Origin of the sequence: uncultured Tenacibaculum sp., assembly GCF_947494125.1 — a bacterium.
Lineage (GTDB): Bacteria > Bacteroidota > Bacteroidia > Flavobacteriales > Flavobacteriaceae > Polaribacter.
In genome coordinates, this window is the sequence record NZ_CANLTU010000002.1 from 400,003 (window position 1) to 416,575 (window position 16,573).

At 29.0% G+C, this 16,573-nt stretch carries 17 protein-coding genes; 11 read left to right on the plus strand and 6 right to left on the minus strand.

Going from position 1 to position 16,573, the window contains the following annotated elements; genetic code table 11:
- Positions 1–432 (plus strand): DUF3995 domain-containing protein, encoded by a 432-nt coding sequence (locus Q0881_RS05350; protein WP_299157524.1) that lies wholly within the window; start codon positions 1–3, stop codon positions 430–432.
- Between the two features lie 51 nt (positions 433–483).
- Here the strand turns inward: Q0881_RS05350 and Q0881_RS05355 are convergent, their stop codons facing one another.
- The gene (locus Q0881_RS05355; RefSeq protein ID WP_299157526.1) at positions 484–1,131 is read right to left on the minus strand and encodes a DUF937 domain-containing protein; all 648 of its coding nucleotides are present in this window, start codon (positions 1,129–1,131) and stop codon (positions 484–486) included.
- Between the two features lie 124 nt (positions 1,132–1,255).
- Here Q0881_RS05355 and Q0881_RS05360 point away from each other — a divergent pair, with 124 nt between their 5' ends.
- The 3 genes from Q0881_RS05360 (at position 1,256) to Q0881_RS05370 (ending at position 3,823) form a co-directional block, all read left to right on the plus strand.
- A complete protein-coding gene (locus Q0881_RS05360; RefSeq protein ID WP_299157527.1) occupies positions 1,256–2,581 on the plus strand; it encodes a dicarboxylate/amino acid:cation symporter in 1,326 nt (441 codons plus the stop codon).
- Between the two features lie 75 nt (positions 2,582–2,656).
- Positions 2,657–3,496 carry a sulfurtransferase gene (locus Q0881_RS05365; RefSeq protein ID WP_299157528.1) on the plus strand — a complete coding sequence of 280 codons (840 nt, stop codon included), beginning with the start codon at positions 2,657–2,659 and terminating at the stop codon, positions 3,494–3,496.
- Positions 3,497–3,823, plus strand: a complete 327-nt coding sequence (locus Q0881_RS05370) for a hypothetical protein (RefSeq protein ID WP_299157529.1) — start codon at positions 3,497–3,499, stop codon at positions 3,821–3,823.
- A 45-nt stretch (positions 3,824–3,868) separates the two neighbouring features.
- On the opposite strand, the gene Q0881_RS05375 is transcribed toward Q0881_RS05370, so the two are convergent.
- Positions 3,869–4,381 (minus strand): hypothetical protein, encoded by a 513-nt coding sequence (locus Q0881_RS05375; RefSeq protein WP_299157530.1) that lies wholly within the window; start codon positions 4,379–4,381, stop codon positions 3,869–3,871.
- 181 nt (positions 4,382–4,562) lie between these two features.
- Between Q0881_RS05375 and Q0881_RS05380 the strand changes: the two genes are divergently transcribed.
- The 7 genes from Q0881_RS05380 to Q0881_RS05410 all read left to right on the plus strand — a co-directional run bounded on the left by Q0881_RS05380 (position 4,563) and on the right by Q0881_RS05410 (position 13,634).
- The gene (locus Q0881_RS05380; RefSeq protein ID WP_299157531.1) at positions 4,563–6,887 is read left to right on the plus strand and encodes a UvrD-helicase domain-containing protein; all 2,325 of its coding nucleotides are present in this window, start codon (positions 4,563–4,565) and stop codon (positions 6,885–6,887) included.
- A 45-nt stretch (positions 6,888–6,932) separates the two neighbouring features.
- A complete protein-coding gene (locus Q0881_RS05385) occupies positions 6,933–7,592 on the plus strand; it encodes a DUF4290 domain-containing protein (protein ID WP_299157532.1) in 660 nt (219 codons plus the stop codon).
- Positions 7,593–8,906 (plus strand): UDP-N-acetylglucosamine 1-carboxyvinyltransferase, encoded by a 1,314-nt coding sequence (murA, locus tag Q0881_RS05390; RefSeq protein ID WP_299157533.1) that lies wholly within the window; start codon positions 7,593–7,595, stop codon positions 8,904–8,906.
- A gap of 117 nt (positions 8,907–9,023) precedes the next feature.
- Positions 9,024–11,471: a M1 family metallopeptidase gene (locus Q0881_RS05395; protein WP_299157535.1), complete on the plus strand. Its 2,448-nt coding sequence runs from the start codon at positions 9,024–9,026 to the stop codon at positions 11,469–11,471.
- A gap of 83 nt (positions 11,472–11,554) precedes the next feature.
- Entirely contained in the window at positions 11,555–12,751 is a 1,197-nt protein-coding gene (locus Q0881_RS05400; protein ID WP_299157536.1) for a hypothetical protein, read from the plus strand.
- Positions 12,752–12,815: 64 nt separating this feature from the next.
- Positions 12,816–13,025 (plus strand): hypothetical protein, encoded by a 210-nt coding sequence (locus tag Q0881_RS05405; protein ID WP_299157537.1) that lies wholly within the window; start codon positions 12,816–12,818, stop codon positions 13,023–13,025.
- On the plus strand, positions 13,026–13,634 hold the full coding sequence (locus Q0881_RS05410; RefSeq protein WP_299157539.1) for an alpha-ketoglutarate-dependent dioxygenase AlkB: 609 nt from the start codon (positions 13,026–13,028) through the stop codon (positions 13,632–13,634). It begins immediately after the preceding gene.
- A gap of 17 nt (positions 13,635–13,651) precedes the next feature.
- On the opposite strand, the gene Q0881_RS05415 is transcribed toward Q0881_RS05410, so the two are convergent.
- The 4 genes from Q0881_RS05415 to Q0881_RS05430 all read right to left on the minus strand — a co-directional run bounded on the left by Q0881_RS05415 (position 13,652) and on the right by Q0881_RS05430 (position 16,435).
- Positions 13,652–14,296 (minus strand): response regulator transcription factor, encoded by a 645-nt coding sequence (locus Q0881_RS05415; protein WP_299157540.1) that lies wholly within the window; start codon positions 14,294–14,296, stop codon positions 13,652–13,654.
- Between the two features lies 1 nt (position 14,297).
- Complete coding sequence (locus Q0881_RS05420; RefSeq protein WP_299157542.1) at positions 14,298–15,053, minus strand: ATP-binding protein; 756 nt, start codon at positions 15,051–15,053, stop codon at positions 14,298–14,300.
- Positions 15,053–15,367 (minus strand): hypothetical protein, encoded by a 315-nt coding sequence (locus tag Q0881_RS05425; RefSeq protein ID WP_299157544.1) that lies wholly within the window; start codon positions 15,365–15,367, stop codon positions 15,053–15,055. Before Q0881_RS05425 ends, Q0881_RS05420 begins: the two co-directional genes overlap by 1 nt.
- 360 nt (positions 15,368–15,727) lie before the next feature.
- Positions 15,728–16,435 carry a hypothetical protein gene (locus Q0881_RS05430; RefSeq protein ID WP_299157546.1) on the minus strand — a complete coding sequence of 236 codons (708 nt, stop codon included), beginning with the start codon at positions 16,433–16,435 and terminating at the stop codon, positions 15,728–15,730.
- Positions 16,436–16,573: the final 138 nt, after the last annotated feature.

Sequence of the window (16,573 nt, forward strand, 5' to 3'; positions counted from 1 at the left end):
ATGATCTATTTTTTAGGATTGATTAGCTTTTTAATACTAGTTTTTATTTCTATAATTCATTTATATTGGTCAGTAGGAGGTAAGTGGGCTTTTAAGGAAGTAATCCCAACAAAAATAAATGGAGAAGAGGTAATGAATCCGAAATGGATAGATAGTTTGTTTGTAGGTGTATTTTTATTAATTATAGCAATTTTATATGCTGTAAAAATTAACCTTTTTAAAACAGATTTAATACCAAGTTGGCTTTTAAACTATGGATTATATGTAGTTGGAGGCGTTTTTATATTACGAGCAGTAGGGGATTTTAAATATGTAGGTTTCTTTAAGAAAATTAAACAAACAAAGTTCGGGGTTAATGATTCAAAATATTTTTCGCCATTATGTTTGTTTTTAGGTGTAGTGGGAATATTAATAGAGGTTTGTTATGTTTAATAAATAAGAAAGAGCAAAACATTTATTTTGCTCTTTCTTATTTATATGAATTTATTTCTTACCAAAGATGCCACCCAATAAACCACCTAGTAAACCACCAGATTTTTGTTGACTACCACCATTACCTAAAACCATACCAGCTACATCATCAACAATACTACCATCTCCATCAGCATCTAAAATTTGTTCTAAAAAGCTTTGCTCTTTTTTAGCAGAGTTTCCACCTAACAAACCACCTAGTAAACCACCTAAGTCATTAGAGTTATTTACATTACTTTGACGAGATTGTTTTCCTAAAACTCCCATTAAAATAGGAGCTGCTGTTTTTAAAATATTAGCAACAGCGCCAGAATCCATACCAGATTTTTGACTAAGTACTTGTTCAACACCTTGTTGTTTATTACCTAAAACATGCCCTAAAATCTTACTACCGTCTTGTAAAACATCAGCATTTACACCACCTTTAAATAAATCTCCTAAGTTGTCTAAAATTCCACCATCATGTTTATTTATAGCTCCCATTAATCCTTCAGCTCCTTGCGAAGTAGTTGAATTACGTTGCATTGCTTTCATTAAAACTGGTAAAGCCATTGTTAAAACACTACTAGTTTTGTTAGTGTCTTGTCCTGTTGAACCCGCTACACCAGATATAATTGTTTTACCTAAGTCACTGTTTAATAAGTCTAAAATTCCTGCCATTTTATGTTATAATAAGATTAGTAATTAGTTCTCAATAATTGAGACACAAGTTACATATTTAAGGTCACATTTTTTTTAAATATTTATTTTTACCTTACAGCCTTTAAAAAATTAAATAGATTACATGAAAAAACTGGCTTTACACTGGCAAATTTTAATAGGAATGATTTTAGGAATCCTTTTTGGGTTTTTAGCATTACAATTTGGCTGGAATAATTTTATTGAAGATTGGATAAAACCATTAGGTACCATATTTGTTAAATTATTAAAGTTAATAGCTGTACCACTAATTATAGCATCATTAATTAAGGGAATTTCAGATTTAAAAGACATTTCTAAATTTAAAAACATTGGAGTTAGAACAATGTTAATTTATATAGGAACAACAGTTATAGCTATTACTATTGGTTTAGCATTGGTAAATGTAATTCAGCCAGGAGATGGAATATCACAAGAAACTGTAGATAAATTAACAAACACGTATGCTAAAAGTTCTAGTATTACAGCTAAAATTACAGAGGCAAATAAACAGCAGAGTAGTGGACCGTTACAATTTGTAGTAGATATGGTGCCAGATAATGCAGTAAGTGCTATGAGTAATAATAAAGCAATGTTACAAGTTATTTTCTTTACTATCTTTTTAGGAATTTCAATGTTGCTAATAGGAGAAAAGAAGGCGAAACCATTAAAGAAGTTTTTTGATAGTTTAAACGATGCCATATTAAAAATGGTAGACCTTATTATGTTAATTTCTCCTTATGCTGTATTTGCTTTATTAGCAAACGTTGTAGTAACATCTGGTGATCCAGATATATTATTAGCTTTATTAAAGTATGCAGGAGTTGTAGTGTTAGGCTTATTAATAATGATTGTTTTTTATTCGGTTTTAGTAAGTGTTTATACAAAGAAAAATCCATTTTGGGTTTTAAAACAATTAAGCCCAGCACAATTATTAGCATTTTCAACAAGTTCAAGTGCAGCAACTTTACCAGTAACTATGGAACGTGTAGAAGAGCATATTGGGGTAGATAAAGAAGTGTCTAGTTTTGTATTGCCAGTAGGAGCAACTATAAATATGGATGGTACAAGTTTATACCAAGCAGTAGCCGCAGTATTTGTAATGCAAGTTTTATGGCCAGAAGGATTAGGGTTTGCAAACCAAATGTCAATAGTACTAACGGCTTTGCTTGCATCTATAGGTAGCGCAGCAGTTCCAGGAGCAGGTATGGTTATGTTAGTAATAGTATTAGAGTCAATTGGTTTTCCAAAAGATTTATATCCAGTAGCTTTGGCATTAATTTTTGCTGTAGATAGACCATTGGATATGTTACGTACAACTATTAATGTAACAGGAGATGCAACAGTTTCTATGATTGTAGCAAAATCAGTAGGTAAATTAGGAGATCCTAAGCCTAAAAATTGGGACGATAATTACGATGCGGTAAAGTAAAAAACTTAATTAAAAATATATTTGAAAACATCAATGAGTACTTTATCATTGATGTTTTTATGAATTATAAAGAGTATGAAACTTAAAATAGAAAGTCCAATAGTTTCAGTTGAATGGTTATATGAGAATATAAATGCAGAAAATTTAATTGTTTTAGATGCTACCATTACTAAAGTAGGAACAAAGGAAATAACTAAAGAAGAAAAACAGCAAATACCAAACACTATTTTCTTTGACCTAAAAAATGTTTTTTTAGATAATGAAGGATTATACCCAAATACGATTCCTACAAAAGAAAATTTTGAAGAGGAAGTACAGAAATTAGGGATAAATAAAAATAGTAGTATTGTTGTTTATGATAGAATAGGAGTTTATTCTTCACCAAGAGTTTGGTGGATGTTTAAAGCTTTTGGATTTGAAAATATAACTGTTTTAAATGGCGGATTTCCAAGTTGGTTAAAGAATAATTATCCAGTTGAGGTTTTAAAACTAAAGCAAGTAATAAAAGGAGATTTTATAGCTGATTTTAAGACAGAAAATATAAGTTTAACAAATAATGTACTCCAAGCATCAAAGAATAAAAAACTAATTTTAGATGCACGCTCTAAAGGGCGTTTTTACGCAATAGAACCTGAGCCAAGGGCAGATTTAAGAAGTGGTCATATACCAAATTCAAAAAGTTTGCCATATTCAGAACTGCAAATTGAAGGAAAGATGAGAGCAAAAGAAGAAATTCAAAAGATATTTTTAGATTTGAACCCTAATAAAGAAGATGTGATTTTTTCATGTGGATCGGGAATAACAGCATGTATATTAGCATTAGGAAGCGAAATAGCAGGATATAAAAGATATAAAATGTATGATGGCTCATGGACAGAATGGGCTAGTAATTTAGAACTACCAATAGAGAAATAAATGAATTTAGATTGGACCAAAAGAGAATTTGAAGTATATGTATTATTATATGCAGCGCATTGTAATCATATAGAAACAAAAGAAGAAAGAGAATATATACTTTCTAAAGTGGATGAAGAAACATTTAATAAAGTTCACACAGAAATTGTAGTTGAAAGTGAACATCAAAATATTGAAAAAATTCAACAGTATTTAAGTGAAAATTCATATTCAATAGAAGATAGAAAAGAATTAATAAACGATATTAAAGAAGTTTTTTTTGCAGATGGAACTGTTGATGTAATTGAGAGAAAGGTGTTTTCTATGTTGCAAAAAATATTAAATTAGTAATTCTCTGTACTAAAGTATTAATAGAAGTGAAGAAATTGATTATTAAATCAATTTCTTCACTTCTTGTTTTAAAAAGGCTATAGAAGTTTGGGTTGGATTTTCATTTTGAGAATAATCAACCAATATTTTTTCACGTAATTCCTTAGCAGTTTCTGAGGTCTCAGCTGTTTTTCTAAATTTAGCAATTATAGTAAGCTTAGCAGCTAATACAGCTTTCCAACTATCTTCAGAAACATATAATTGTTGCACCAAGTTATGTTCAAATTCTTGTTCAATATTGGCAATTAAAAGTTGTAAATAACTGTTAGTATTATCACCAATAGGGTTAATGCGAGTTAATAATTTTGAAGGGTTAATACGTTCACAAAATAATAATAAACGTTCATATGCTTGAAGTTTTATAGGTAAACTCTCACGTTTTTTTTCAACTAAAGCATTAAACTTTTTCTCGTTATTATCTTGTTCTATAAATCGACTTAATATTAAATAAGCAACTCCACCAGTAATTAAAGCGGGTAGTGCATAAGCTAATCCTTCTAAAATTTTATCTTCCATTTTTCTTATAATTAAACGAAAGGCTAAGATACAAGTCTTCTTTAAAAATAGGATGAATGAGCAGTATAAAAATAGATTTGCACTAAATTTATATTTGTGAATAAAAAAAAGTTCACATTCTTTATAAAACCTAAAAGAATGGTTAAATTTCCGTTTTAAAAATTCTTTCAACTTTTTTCTATTGAGCACTTATTTAGAACAACTTAACGAACCACAAAGAGCCGCCGTTTTGCAAAAAGATGGCCCAATGATAATTATTGCAGGAGCAGGATCAGGAAAAACGAGAGTTTTAACCTATCGTATAGCGCATATGATGCAACAAGGAGTAGATTCTTTTAATATTTTATCGTTAACCTTTACAAATAAAGCAGCGCGTGAAATGAAAGAACGTATTGCTGGAGTTGTAGGGCAAAGTGAATCCAAAAATTTATGGATGGGAACTTTTCACTCCGTTTTTGCACGAATATTACGTTCAGAAGCAGATCGTTTAGGATATCCATCTAATTTTACAATATACGATTCTCAAGATTCAGTTCGGTTAATAACTACGATTATCAAAGAAATGAGCTTAGATAAAGATCGTTATAAGCCAAAACAAATTTTAAGTAGAATATCATCATTTAAAAATAGTCTAATAACAGTTAGAGCCTATTTTAATAACTCAGATTTACAACAAGCAGATTTGGAAGCGAGTAGACCAAGAGTAGGAGATATATATAAGGCTTATGTAGAGAGGTGCTTTAAATCTGGTGCAATGGATTTTGATGATTTATTGTTAAGAACCAATGAGTTATTAACACGTTTTCCAGAAGTATTAGCAAAATATCAAGATCGTTTCCGATACATAATGGTTGATGAGTACCAAGATACAAATCATTCACAATATTTAATTGTAAGGGCACTGGCAGATCGCTTTCAGAACATTTGTGTGGTAGGAGATGATTCACAAAGTATTTATAGTTTCCGTGGAGCAAACATCAATAATATTCTAAATTTTCAAAAGGATTATCCAGATGTAAAAACATTTAAGCTAGAGCAAAACTACCGATCAACAAGTAATATTGTAGAGGCTGCAAACAGTGTTATAGATAAAAATAAAACAAAGTTAGATAAGGAAGTTTGGACAGCAAATGATGCAGGAGAAAGCATTAAAATAATGCGAACAATCTCTGATGGAGAAGAAGGTCGTTTCGTAGCACAATCTATATGGGAAAATCAGATAAATAATCAATTAACAAGTGATTCTTTTGCAATACTATATCGTACCAATGCACAGTCAAGAGCAATGGAGGATGCTTTACGAAAAAAAGATATAAAGTATAGAATCTATGGAGGAATATCGTTTTATCAACGAAAAGAAATAAAAGATTTATTATCATATTTACGTATGTTAATAAATCCGAATGATGAAGAAGCTTTAAAGAGAATTATTAATTATCCAGCTCGAGGAATTGGGGCAACAACAATTGATAAATTAGCAATAGCAGCAAATCATTATCAAAAATCAATTTTTGAAATTTTACTGAATTTAGACAAAGTAGATATAAAAATAAATTCAGGAACAAAGACGAAATTAGAGAACTTTGTTAGAATGATGCAACGATTTCAAATAGAAGCACAAAAAATGAATGCTTTTGAAATCGCAGATTTGGTTGTAAAACAAACACAATTAGTAAAAGATTTACAAAAAGATGGTACTCCAGAAGGAGTGAATAAAGTTGAGAATGTTCAAGAATTATTAAATGGAGTTAAAGACTTTATTACTGATAAAATAGAAACAGGAGAAGATGCTTCACTAACTTCATTTTTAGAAGATGTAGCACTAGCAACTGATTTTGATAGTGAGAAAGACGATACTCCTTGCGTATCATTAATGACTATTCACTTGTCAAAAGGGTTAGAATATCCTTATGTATACATAGTTGGTTTAGAAGAAAGTCTTTTTCCATCTGCAATGAGTATGAATACTCGAAATGAATTAGAAGAAGAACGACGTTTATTTTATGTAGCACTAACAAGAGCAGAGAAAGTAGCGTATTTAACGTATGCGCAAACACGTTATCGTTGGGGGAAATTAACAGATGGAGAACCAAGTCGTTTTTTAGAAGAAATTGATGATAAATATGTAGAATATTTAGCGCCAAAAGTACCAGAACGATCAGCAAATAGATTTATTGATGCAAGTTTATTTGAAGAAGGGCCTACAAAAATTCGTTTTCAAAAACCAATTCAGAAAAAGCGTAAAGAGTTTTTAGCGAAGAAGGAAAAACCAAGTGATATACCTCCAAAAAGCAGAATGAAAAAAGTCTCGGAAGTAAATTCAAAGATGAATTTATTTGACGGAGAAATTGTTGTAGGTAATTTTGTAGAGCACAATCGCTTTGGAACAGGAGAAGTAATAGCATTAGAAGGTAAAGGACCAAATAAAAAAGCAGAAATTAAGTTTGGTACTGTAGGGAAGAAGAAATTATTATTACAATTCGCAAAATTAAAAGTAATCGGGTAGTTAATTCATAATAATTACCTATTTTGCATATATAAATAAAGAGAAATGACGTTTGATTTAGAATATAATTCGGAAAGAAATAATTTAATAATCCCCGAATACGGGAGACATATACAGAAATTAGTAAACCATTGTATCGCTTTAGAATCTAAAGAAGAAAGAAATACAATGGCAAAAGCGATTATAGATGTAATGGGGAATTTACAACCTCATTTACGAGATGTGCCAGATTTTAAACATAAGTTATGGGATCAGTTACATATAATAGCTGATTTTAAATTAGATGTAGATTCACCTTATGAAACACCTTCAAAAGAAGAGTTAACAGAAAAACCAACAAAATTAGCTTACCCAAAATCAGCTTCAAAATATCGTTACTATGGTAACAATATCCAAACAATGATAGATATAGCATTAACTTGGGAAGAAGGAGATAAGCGAGAAGCTTTAGTGTTTACAATAGCAAATCATATGAAAAAATGCTATTTAAACTGGAATAAAGATACTGTTGATGATGCTGTTATTTTTAAGCATTTATATGATTTATCTGATAGAAAGATAGATTTAAGAGAGTCTGAAGAAGTTTTGTCTGAAAGTAAGAACTTATTGAGAAAGCGAAGTAACCAAGGGCAACACAAGGGACAGCACAAGGGACAACATAAAGGAAAAACGAACTACAGTAACAATAAATATAGAAAAAAGTAAATGGCATCATTTAAAATTGAAGGAGGTCACAAATTAAACGGAGTAATTACACCTCAAGGAGCAAAAAATGAAGCATTACAAATAATATGCGCGGTCTTATTAACTCCTGAAAAAGTAGTAATCAATAATATTCCTGATATTATTGATGTAAATAAACTAATTTTTATTTTAGGAGAATTAGGTGTTAAAGTAGATAAATTAGGAGCAAATTCTTATAGCTTTCAAGCAGATGAAATTAATTTAAACTATTTAGAGTCAGCTGAATTTAAAAGAGATGGAAGTTCTTTAAGAGGATCAATAATGATTGTAGGTCCGTTATTAGCTCGTTTTGGAAAAGGATATATTCCACGTCCAGGAGGAGATAAAATTGGACGTAGACGATTAGACACGCATTTTGAAGGATTTATTAATCTTGGAGCAAAGTTCCGTTATAATAAAGAAGAATATTTCTACGGAGTTGAAACTGAAACTGGTTTAGTAGGAGCAGATATGTTACTAGATGAAGCCTCAGTAACAGGAACAGCAAATATTGTTATGGCAGCAGTATTAGCAAAAGGAACAACAAGAATATATAACGCAGCATGTGAACCTTACATTCAACAATTATCTAAAATGTTGAATTCAATGGGAGCAAAAATAACAGGAGTAGGATCTAACTTATTAACTATTGAAGGAGTAACATCTTTAGGAGGTTGCGAGCATAGAGTATTACCTGATATGATTGAAATAGGTAGTTGGATTGGTGTAGCTGCTATGACGCGTTCTGAATTAACAATAAAAGATGTTAGTTGGAAAGATTTAGGGCAAATACCTAATGTATTTAGAAAATTAGGAATCAATTTAGAAAAGCGAGGAGATGATATTTTTATCCCAGAGCAAGAAAGTTATGAGATTCAGAATTATATTGATGGATCAGTATTAACTGTTTCTGATGCACCTTGGCCTGGATTTACTCCAGATTTATTAAGTATTGTTTTAGTAATAGCTACACAAGCAAAAGGAACTGTTTTAATACATCAAAAAATGTTTGAAAGCCGTTTGTTTTTTGTCGATAAATTGATTGATATGGGAGCTAAAGTTATTTTGTGTGATCCACATAGAGCTACGGTAATTGGGCATGATTTTCAATCTCAATTAAAAGCTACCAAGATGACATCACCAGATATTAGAGCAGGTATTTCGTTATTAATAGCAGCTTTATCAGCAAAAGGAACTAGTATTATTAATAATATTGAGCAAATAGATAGAGGGTACGAAAATATAGAAGCTCGTTTAAAATCTATTGGAGCAAAAATTGAAAGAATAGAGGATTAACCTTTATAGATATATTATAAAAGAACCATCAAATTTTGATGGTTTTTTCTTTTTAACGCCTCATTAACAAGCCTACCAATAGATTTTCCTATTTTTGAAAATCAAAGAAAAGAATTTATGAAGTTTCAGAAAACCCTCACATTAATTATAACTCTTTTTAGTATTGCATTATTTTCTCAATCTAATGATCTTTACAGAGGAGAAAAAGATAAAGTACACGATTTAATTCATACTAAATTAAAAGTAGATTTTAATTTTAAAGATAAAGAGTTAAACGGAGAAGAATGGGTAACATTACAACCACATTTTTATGAAACAAGTAAAGTAACTTTAGATGCAAAAGCAATGGCTATTCATAAGATAACAATGAATAATAAGCCATTAGATTATAATTATGACGATTTTCAATTAATTATTGATTTACCTCGTGTTTATAAACGAAATGAAAAGTTTACAATTTATATAAAATATACAGCACGTCCCGAAAAAGTAAAGCAGAAAGGTAGTGCAGCAATAACTTCAGCAAAAGGATTGTATTTTATTAATCCTACAGGTTTAGATAAAAACAAACCAACTCAAATTTGGACTCAAGGTGAAACGGAAGCGAGTAGTTGTTGGTTTCCTACAATAGATTCACCAAATCAGAAAACATCACAAGAAATTTTTATTACTGTGCCTAATAAGTTTGTAACACTTTCTAACGGGAAATTAGAAAAACAAACAAATAATGCTAATGGTACAAGAACAGATTATTGGAATTTTACTCAAAAGCATGCTCCATATTTATTCTTTATGGGAATAGGTGAGTATGAAATAGTAAAAGACACCTATAAGAATATTCCCGTAGATTATTATGTTGAAAAAGAATATGCGCCGTATGCAAAAGAGATTTTTGGTAATACTCCAGAAATGCTAGCATTTTTCTCAAAAATAACGGGAATAGAGTACCCATGGAATAAATATGCTCAGATAGTTGGACGTGATTATGTAAGTGGAGCTATGGAAAATACAACAGCAGTAATTCATGGAGAGAATGCATATCAAATGCCAGGGCAATTGATAGATAATAATGTGCAAGAAAATACCATAGCACATGAGGCTTTTCATCATTGGTTTGGAGATTTAGTAACAGCAGAAAGTTGGAGTAATTTAACGGTTAACGAAAGTTTTGCGAATTATAGCGAGTATTTATGGAGAGAACATAAATATGGAAAAAACGATGCTGATGCTCATTTGTTTGAAGATTCTCAAGGTTATAAAAATGGTCAAAATTTTGATAAACATTTAGTGCGTTTTAACTATCATGATAAAGAAGATATGTTCGATGGGGTTAGTTATAACAAAGGAGGAGCTATTTTACATATGTTACGTAAATATTTAGGAGATGAAGCATTTTACGCAGGATTAAATAAGTATTTAACAGCTAATAAATATGGAACTGGTGAAGCACATCAATTACGTTTAGCATTTGAAGAAGTAACAGGAAAAGATTTAAACTGGTTTTTTAATCAATGGTATTTTAATAGTGGACACCCAAAATTAGAAATATCTTATGATTTTAATAAGTTAAGAAAAACAGTTACGGTTAATATTATTCAAAACCAAGCAAACGAGTTTGCATTTCCTTTTGCTATAGATATTTTTGAAGCAAGTAAACGTACACGTCATAATGTTTTTGTAAAAGGTAAAGACGCTTCTTTTACATTGCCTTATACAGAGCAACCAGATTTAATTCAAGTAAATGCAGATGGAGTATTGTTATGTGATATAAATGAAAACAAAGTTTTAAGTGATTATATACATCAACTTAAATATGCAGAAAATTATATTCATAAAAGAGAGGCTTTATTAGAAGTAGCAAAAAAACAAGACGATAAAAAGGCATTTAATGCTATTGCAAATGCAATGAGTGATGATTTTTATAAAATAAGAATCTTAGCATTAGAGAATATAAACTTAATTAATAAGTACTCTAAAAAAAGAGTTATTGAAAAAATTAAGCAAATAGCTATGAACGACCCTAAAACTTTAGTGCAAGCAACTGCAATAGAAACCTTAGGGAAGTTAACAGATCCAGAATTAAAAACGGTTTTTGAAAAAGGCTTAAAAAGCGAATCATATTCTGTTTTAGGAAAATCTTTAGTAGGAATGTACTATGTAGATAAAGCGTTGGCCATTCAAAAATCTAAAACGCTACCATTAGAAGTTAAAAAAATAATAGCAACTCCATTAACTAGAATTTATTTGGAAGAAAATGATGATGAGGAACTAACTTTTATAGCAGGTAATGTGATGTCTGGTATGTTTTTAAGTCAGAATAAGAAAATACAAAGTTTGTATAAAAAAGCATTTGATAAAATAGCAAAAAGTAATAAAACTGAAGCTATTCAAAACTTGTCAGATGATATTGTAGCTAAAGGAATTCAATACAAACAATATAATTTTGATAAAGTAGGAGTTAATTTATTACGTCAAGTAGTACAAAAACAGAAGAAAGAGAATCTTACAAACAGAGCAAAAAACATAGAAATAGTAAAAACAGCAATGGCAAAGTTACTAGAGTAAAAAGTTAGAAAATAGAATTTAAATAGAAAAAGAATCCTTAGTTTTGGCACAATAGTTGTCTTTCCTATCGAAACCTAAATTTTATGAATAAAACTACTTTACTACTAGTATTTACAACTCTAATAATGCTTTCTTGTAGTAGTGTTAAAACTACAGAAAAAGCTATTAATTCGGGTAATTATGAAAAAGCCATTTCATTATCAATAAAAAATTTAGCAAAAAATAAGTATAAGAAAAAGAATCAGCCTTATGTTATTATGCTAAAAAATGCTTTTAAAAAAGCGGTAGATAGAGATGTATCTAAAATAGCTTTTTTAAAAAAAGAAAGTAATCCAGAAAATTTTGAAGTAATCTTTAACCTTTATAAGCGGTTAAATAACAGACAAGAGAGAATAAGACCTCTATTACCATTAAAAGATGTTTTGTCTGGGGATGATGTAAGGTTTCAACTGGTAAATTATGATGACCAAATTATAACTGCAAAAGAAAACTATTCTAATTTTTTATATAAAAAAGGTACAGATTTATTAGAAACAGGGAGCTATAATAAGATGAATTTTAGAAGAGCCTTTGATGAACTTCAATATCTAAATAAAATTAATCCTAATTATAAAAATACAAGAAACTTAATTGAGGAAGCTCATGCACGAGGAACTGATTATATTTTTTTAACTGTAAATAATGAGACAAGACAAATTATACCAAGAAGATTAGAAGATGATTTATTGGCGATAGATACCTATGGTTTAAATAATTTGTGGACAGTTTATCATTCAAAAAGAAATGAAGAAATAAATTACGATTTTGATTTAGAATTGAACTTAAGACAAATTGATGTTTCCCCAGAGCAAATTCGTGAAAAAGAAATTATTAAAGAAAAACGAATCAAAAATGGTTTTAAATATTTAAAAAATGACCAAGGAGGATTTGTTAAAGATAGCTTAGGAAATAAAATTAAGATAGATAAGTTTAAAAAAATTAGATGTCACTTATATAGGTTTACCCAATTTAAAACAAGCAAAGTTATAGGAGTAGTTAAGTATATAGATAATAAAACAAATCAATTAGTAGAAAGATTTCCAATTCAAAGTGAGTTTGTTTTTGAACACATCTATGCAGATTATGATGGGGATAAAAGAGCTCTTGATGATTCATTTTTAAGCTTAATTAAAGTAAGGTCTGTGCGTTTTCCTTCAAATGAACAAATGGTTTATGATACAGGAAGAGATTTAAAACAAAAATTGAAAGCCATAGTAACAAGAAACAAGTTTAGAAATTAAAAACTAAAATAAATAGTATTAAAACTCTCGCTTTATAAGCGGGAGTTTTTTATTATATTTGAGTATGGAAAAGAATTTAGGTATTATTAATTTTGAATACAAAGAAGTAAATAATAAAACTATTTACTTCAAACTTGTAAGTGCATTATTATCATTAGTTTTTTTAGCAAAACCTTTATCAGAATTAATTGATGTTTTTAGACGGGAGTTTTTCATAGGTTGGTGTTGTTTACTTCCTTGTCCATCTCCTTTTTCTGGATATTATTTTATTTAATTGGATTTATTTTCACAATTTACCGAATCACCTATTAATCTGTTACCAAAAGACGGGACAGTAAATTATTATGGGATAGTATTATCTAAAGAACAAGCTGATAATTATTATAAAAGTCTTTTAAAATCTATAACGTGGAAAAATGATGAGGCTATAGTTTTTGGTAAATTAATAATTACAAAAAGGAAAGTAGCTTGGTATGCAGAAAAACCATTTGAATATTCATATTCGAATAGAACAAAAACAGCACTGATTTTTACAAAAGAATTATTAGAATTAAAAAATCTAATAGAAAAGGAAACAAAAGAAACATATAATTCGTGCTTGTTAAATTTGTATCATGATGGTTCAGAAGGTATGGCATGGCATTCTGATGGAGAAAAAGATTTAAAGAAAAATGGGGCAATAGCTTCGTTAACTTTAGGATCGGAACGTAAGTTTGGATTTAAACACAAAGAAACCAAAGAAACGGTATATAAAGTTTTAGAGCACGGTTCTTTATTGGTAATGAAAGATGAAACACAAACACATTGGTTACATCGATTACCACCTACTAAGAAAGTTCATCGCCCAAGAATAAATTTAACCTTTAGAACAATTACTCAATAACTAATTTCTTCTAAATATTATTCAGCATAGCCATTTTTAAGAGCATAAACAGCCAAACCAACTCTAGATTTTAATTCAAGTTTTTCAAATAAACTATCTCTATAGTTTTCTACAGTTCTGGGGCTACAAAACATTTTTTCAGAAATTTCTTTATAAGTCATTTCTGTAGTAGTGTATTTTAAAAACTCAATTTCTCTTTCTGATAACTTACTTTTTAAGTCAGCATTAATAGTATTATCACTAATAGAAGTCAAAATCTTACTAGATGCCCAGTCTGGAAAGTAATACCCTTTTTCTATAAGTTTATTAAGTCCTTCTTCCAGTAAAGTAGGTTGTGTATTTTTTAGCATATATCCTTTAGCTCCATTTTTAATCATTTTAATTAAGCTTTGTTCATCATCTTGCATACTTAAGGCCATAATTAACATATCAGGATAATTTTCTTTTATCCACTTGGCAGTTTCAAACCCGTCCATTATAGGCATGCTTATGTCTAATAAAACTAAATCAGGTATAATATGCTTAGATTCTAATTTGTTTTTAAAATCAACTCCATTTTCACTAAGATGAACAACTTTAAACTGGTTAAAGTTGGATATAATACTTTTTAATGCGTTGGCAATTAAAATGTGGTCGTCAATTATAGCTATAGTATATTTCATTTTACAAAGGAATTTCTATGGTAAATACTGTACCGTTACTATCACTTTTTATCTCAAATTTTCCGTTAATCATCTCAATTCGTTTTTTCATGTTTTTTAGCCCAATTCCATTCGTTTTAACATTTTCTATATCAAAACCATCACCATTGTCTTTTAATACTAGAAATAAGATGTTATTGGTATTAAAAATAGAAATTTCTATACAATCGCAATTAGCATGTTTTATACTGTTTTGTAAAAATTCTTGGGTAATTCTTAATAGAATACTTTTAGTTTGATATGAAGATAAAATTAGATTTAAATTATTATTAAAAACAACATTATGAGTTTTAAGAACTTCTATTTTTTTACACTCAATTTTAATAAGTTCAGATATTGTGCTTTTATCTACAGTATCATCAGTTAGAGTTTTTGAGAGTAATCTTAATTCAGTTAGAGATTCATTTATAATATTATTTACCGTATCAATATTTTTCATAATATCCTGTGTTTTTGCTTTATTTTCAAAAACAAGTTGCTGTAGATATAAGCTTGACAAGGTTAATTTTTGACCTATATTATCATGGATCTCTCTACCAATATATTTCATAGTTTGGCTTTGTATTTCCATTTGAGTTTTTAATAATTCTTTTTTATGAAGAACATCAATTGTTTCTAACTCTCTTAAATGGCTCCTTTTTTTTATCCTGTATTGTTTAATGAAAATAATTATTGCCGCTATAAAGGCAATAAAGATTACATTAAAAATGATTAACATTATTTTAAATGATGTTTCCCCCATATAAAAGAAGCTGCAAATAATAAATACATTAAATAATTAGATACTAGAAAGTATATGTAATACATATTCCAAATAGTAATATACTCATCTTTAATTAGAATATCATGAAAAGCAAAAAAAGGATAAGTTCCAATATAGAATAAAATGACACCAACAGTAATGTAAAACATCTTGTTTTTATTAAATTCAAGAATATTATCATTTTTAATTTGTTTTATAAACTCTAAGACTACTAGAAAACTAAGTAAGGCGGTTCCTACAGTTAGATTTATAGAATATGATAACTTCATTTCCTCTATGTAAAAACCTACAGGTATATATGTAGAAATGTATATAAGAAGAAATATAAAAAACAACTTTTTTAGTTTTAGTGATTTATATGCGTATAACCAATAAAAGAATATGTATTGAATAGGTATGCCAAAAAAAGTATAGTAATAATTGTTATAAAGTGGATTATCACTTAAAGAAAACAAATCGAAGGTCCATATTAACTCTTGAGTGAAAATGAAGATAAGGTATAGGCAAAACCATTTCCAGTAAGTTTTCTTTAATTTGAAAAAATAAAGAAAAGCAACTAAAGCAGAAAGAAATTCAATTCCTATTAATATCTTATGTAATACTGGGAAATAATTCAAGGATAAAAAGATTTAAAAGCCAGAACCATCAAAAGTGTTTGGGGGAAACAAACCACCATGATTTTGAGCAACAGTACTAGTAGTTCCAGAAGAACTTGGAGCTTTAGACATTAAGCTCAAAGTAACAATTGTGTTCTCTGGATTAGAATAATCGTTAATTTTTTGTTTATCACCAACATCCTGAAGTCTTTTAGTATACGTTCGTATATCTGTAGGATTAAAATCAAAATAAGTCTCGTCTCTTTTAATTGTAGGCATTATTATAATTGTGTGTAATTTTTCATATTGCTCGGTAATAGGGTTATCCATAAATCCATCTAAAGCACCAGCATATCTGGAATTTTTCCATTTTCTTTTTTCAGGATAAGCAGCATAGTAAATTCGTACACCTAAATCTTTATCCGATATAGTACTATCCTTACTTTTAGAAATAGCTTCTATATGATATACAAATCGTTTTAAGGTCTCTAAATCAAAAGAAATGGCTTGCGCATCATTAATACCTAAGTTTCCATTAATTTCAGTTAATTGATTTTTTTTATAACCATGAATCATATCTTTTACCAATCCAATAGGTAATTTACTTAAAGGAGCTTTAGAATAATTTGAACAGATGATTTTGTTCTTATAAGTACTAAAACCTTTGGTTGAAGAACAGTTATAAATGGTAAATACTGTAATTGCTATTAAAGCTGTAGAAATAAAATGTGCTTTTTTCATAATCGTTTGATTTGTTGATTTTTATATGTTACAAAATAACAATTAATTACCACTTTATAGTAAGGGTAATAAACCTAAAACCAAAAGGTTAACAAACCTATTTATATTTAGTTATACACCGTAATTTTTTTAGTTGAA

Coding starts and splice junctions, on each gene's coding strand:
- Q0881_RS05350 (WP_299157524.1), top strand. CDS start 1: ATGATCTATTTTTTAGGATTGATTAGCTTTTTAATACTAGTTTTTATT.
- Q0881_RS05355 (WP_299157526.1), bottom strand. CDS start 1,131: ATGGCAGGAATTTTAGACTTATTAAACAGTGACTTAGGTAAAACAATT.
- Q0881_RS05360 (WP_299157527.1), top strand. CDS start 1,256: ATGAAAAAACTGGCTTTACACTGGCAAATTTTAATAGGAATGATTTTA.
- Q0881_RS05365 (WP_299157528.1), top strand. CDS start 2,657: ATGAAACTTAAAATAGAAAGTCCAATAGTTTCAGTTGAATGGTTATAT.
- Q0881_RS05370 (WP_299157529.1), top strand. CDS start 3,497: ATGAATTTAGATTGGACCAAAAGAGAATTTGAAGTATATGTATTATTA.
- Q0881_RS05375 (WP_299157530.1), bottom strand. CDS start 4,381: ATGGAAGATAAAATTTTAGAAGGATTAGCTTATGCACTACCCGCTTTA.
- Q0881_RS05385 (WP_299157532.1), top strand. CDS start 6,933: ATGACGTTTGATTTAGAATATAATTCGGAAAGAAATAATTTAATAATC.
- murA (WP_299157533.1), top strand. CDS start 7,593: ATGGCATCATTTAAAATTGAAGGAGGTCACAAATTAAACGGAGTAATT.
- Q0881_RS05395 (WP_299157535.1), top strand. CDS start 9,024: ATGAAGTTTCAGAAAACCCTCACATTAATTATAACTCTTTTTAGTATT.
- Q0881_RS05400 (WP_299157536.1), top strand. CDS start 11,555: ATGAATAAAACTACTTTACTACTAGTATTTACAACTCTAATAATGCTT.
- Q0881_RS05405 (WP_299157537.1), top strand. CDS start 12,816: ATGGAAAAGAATTTAGGTATTATTAATTTTGAATACAAAGAAGTAAAT.
- Q0881_RS05415 (WP_299157540.1), bottom strand. CDS start 14,296: ATGAAATATACTATAGCTATAATTGACGACCACATTTTAATTGCCAAC.
- Q0881_RS05420 (WP_299157542.1), bottom strand. CDS start 15,053: ATGTTAATCATTTTTAATGTAATCTTTATTGCCTTTATAGCGGCAATA.
- Q0881_RS05425 (WP_299157544.1), bottom strand. CDS start 15,367: ATGAAGTTATCATATTCTATAAATCTAACTGTAGGAACCGCCTTACTT.
- Q0881_RS05430 (WP_299157546.1), bottom strand. CDS start 16,435: ATGAAAAAAGCACATTTTATTTCTACAGCTTTAATAGCAATTACAGTA.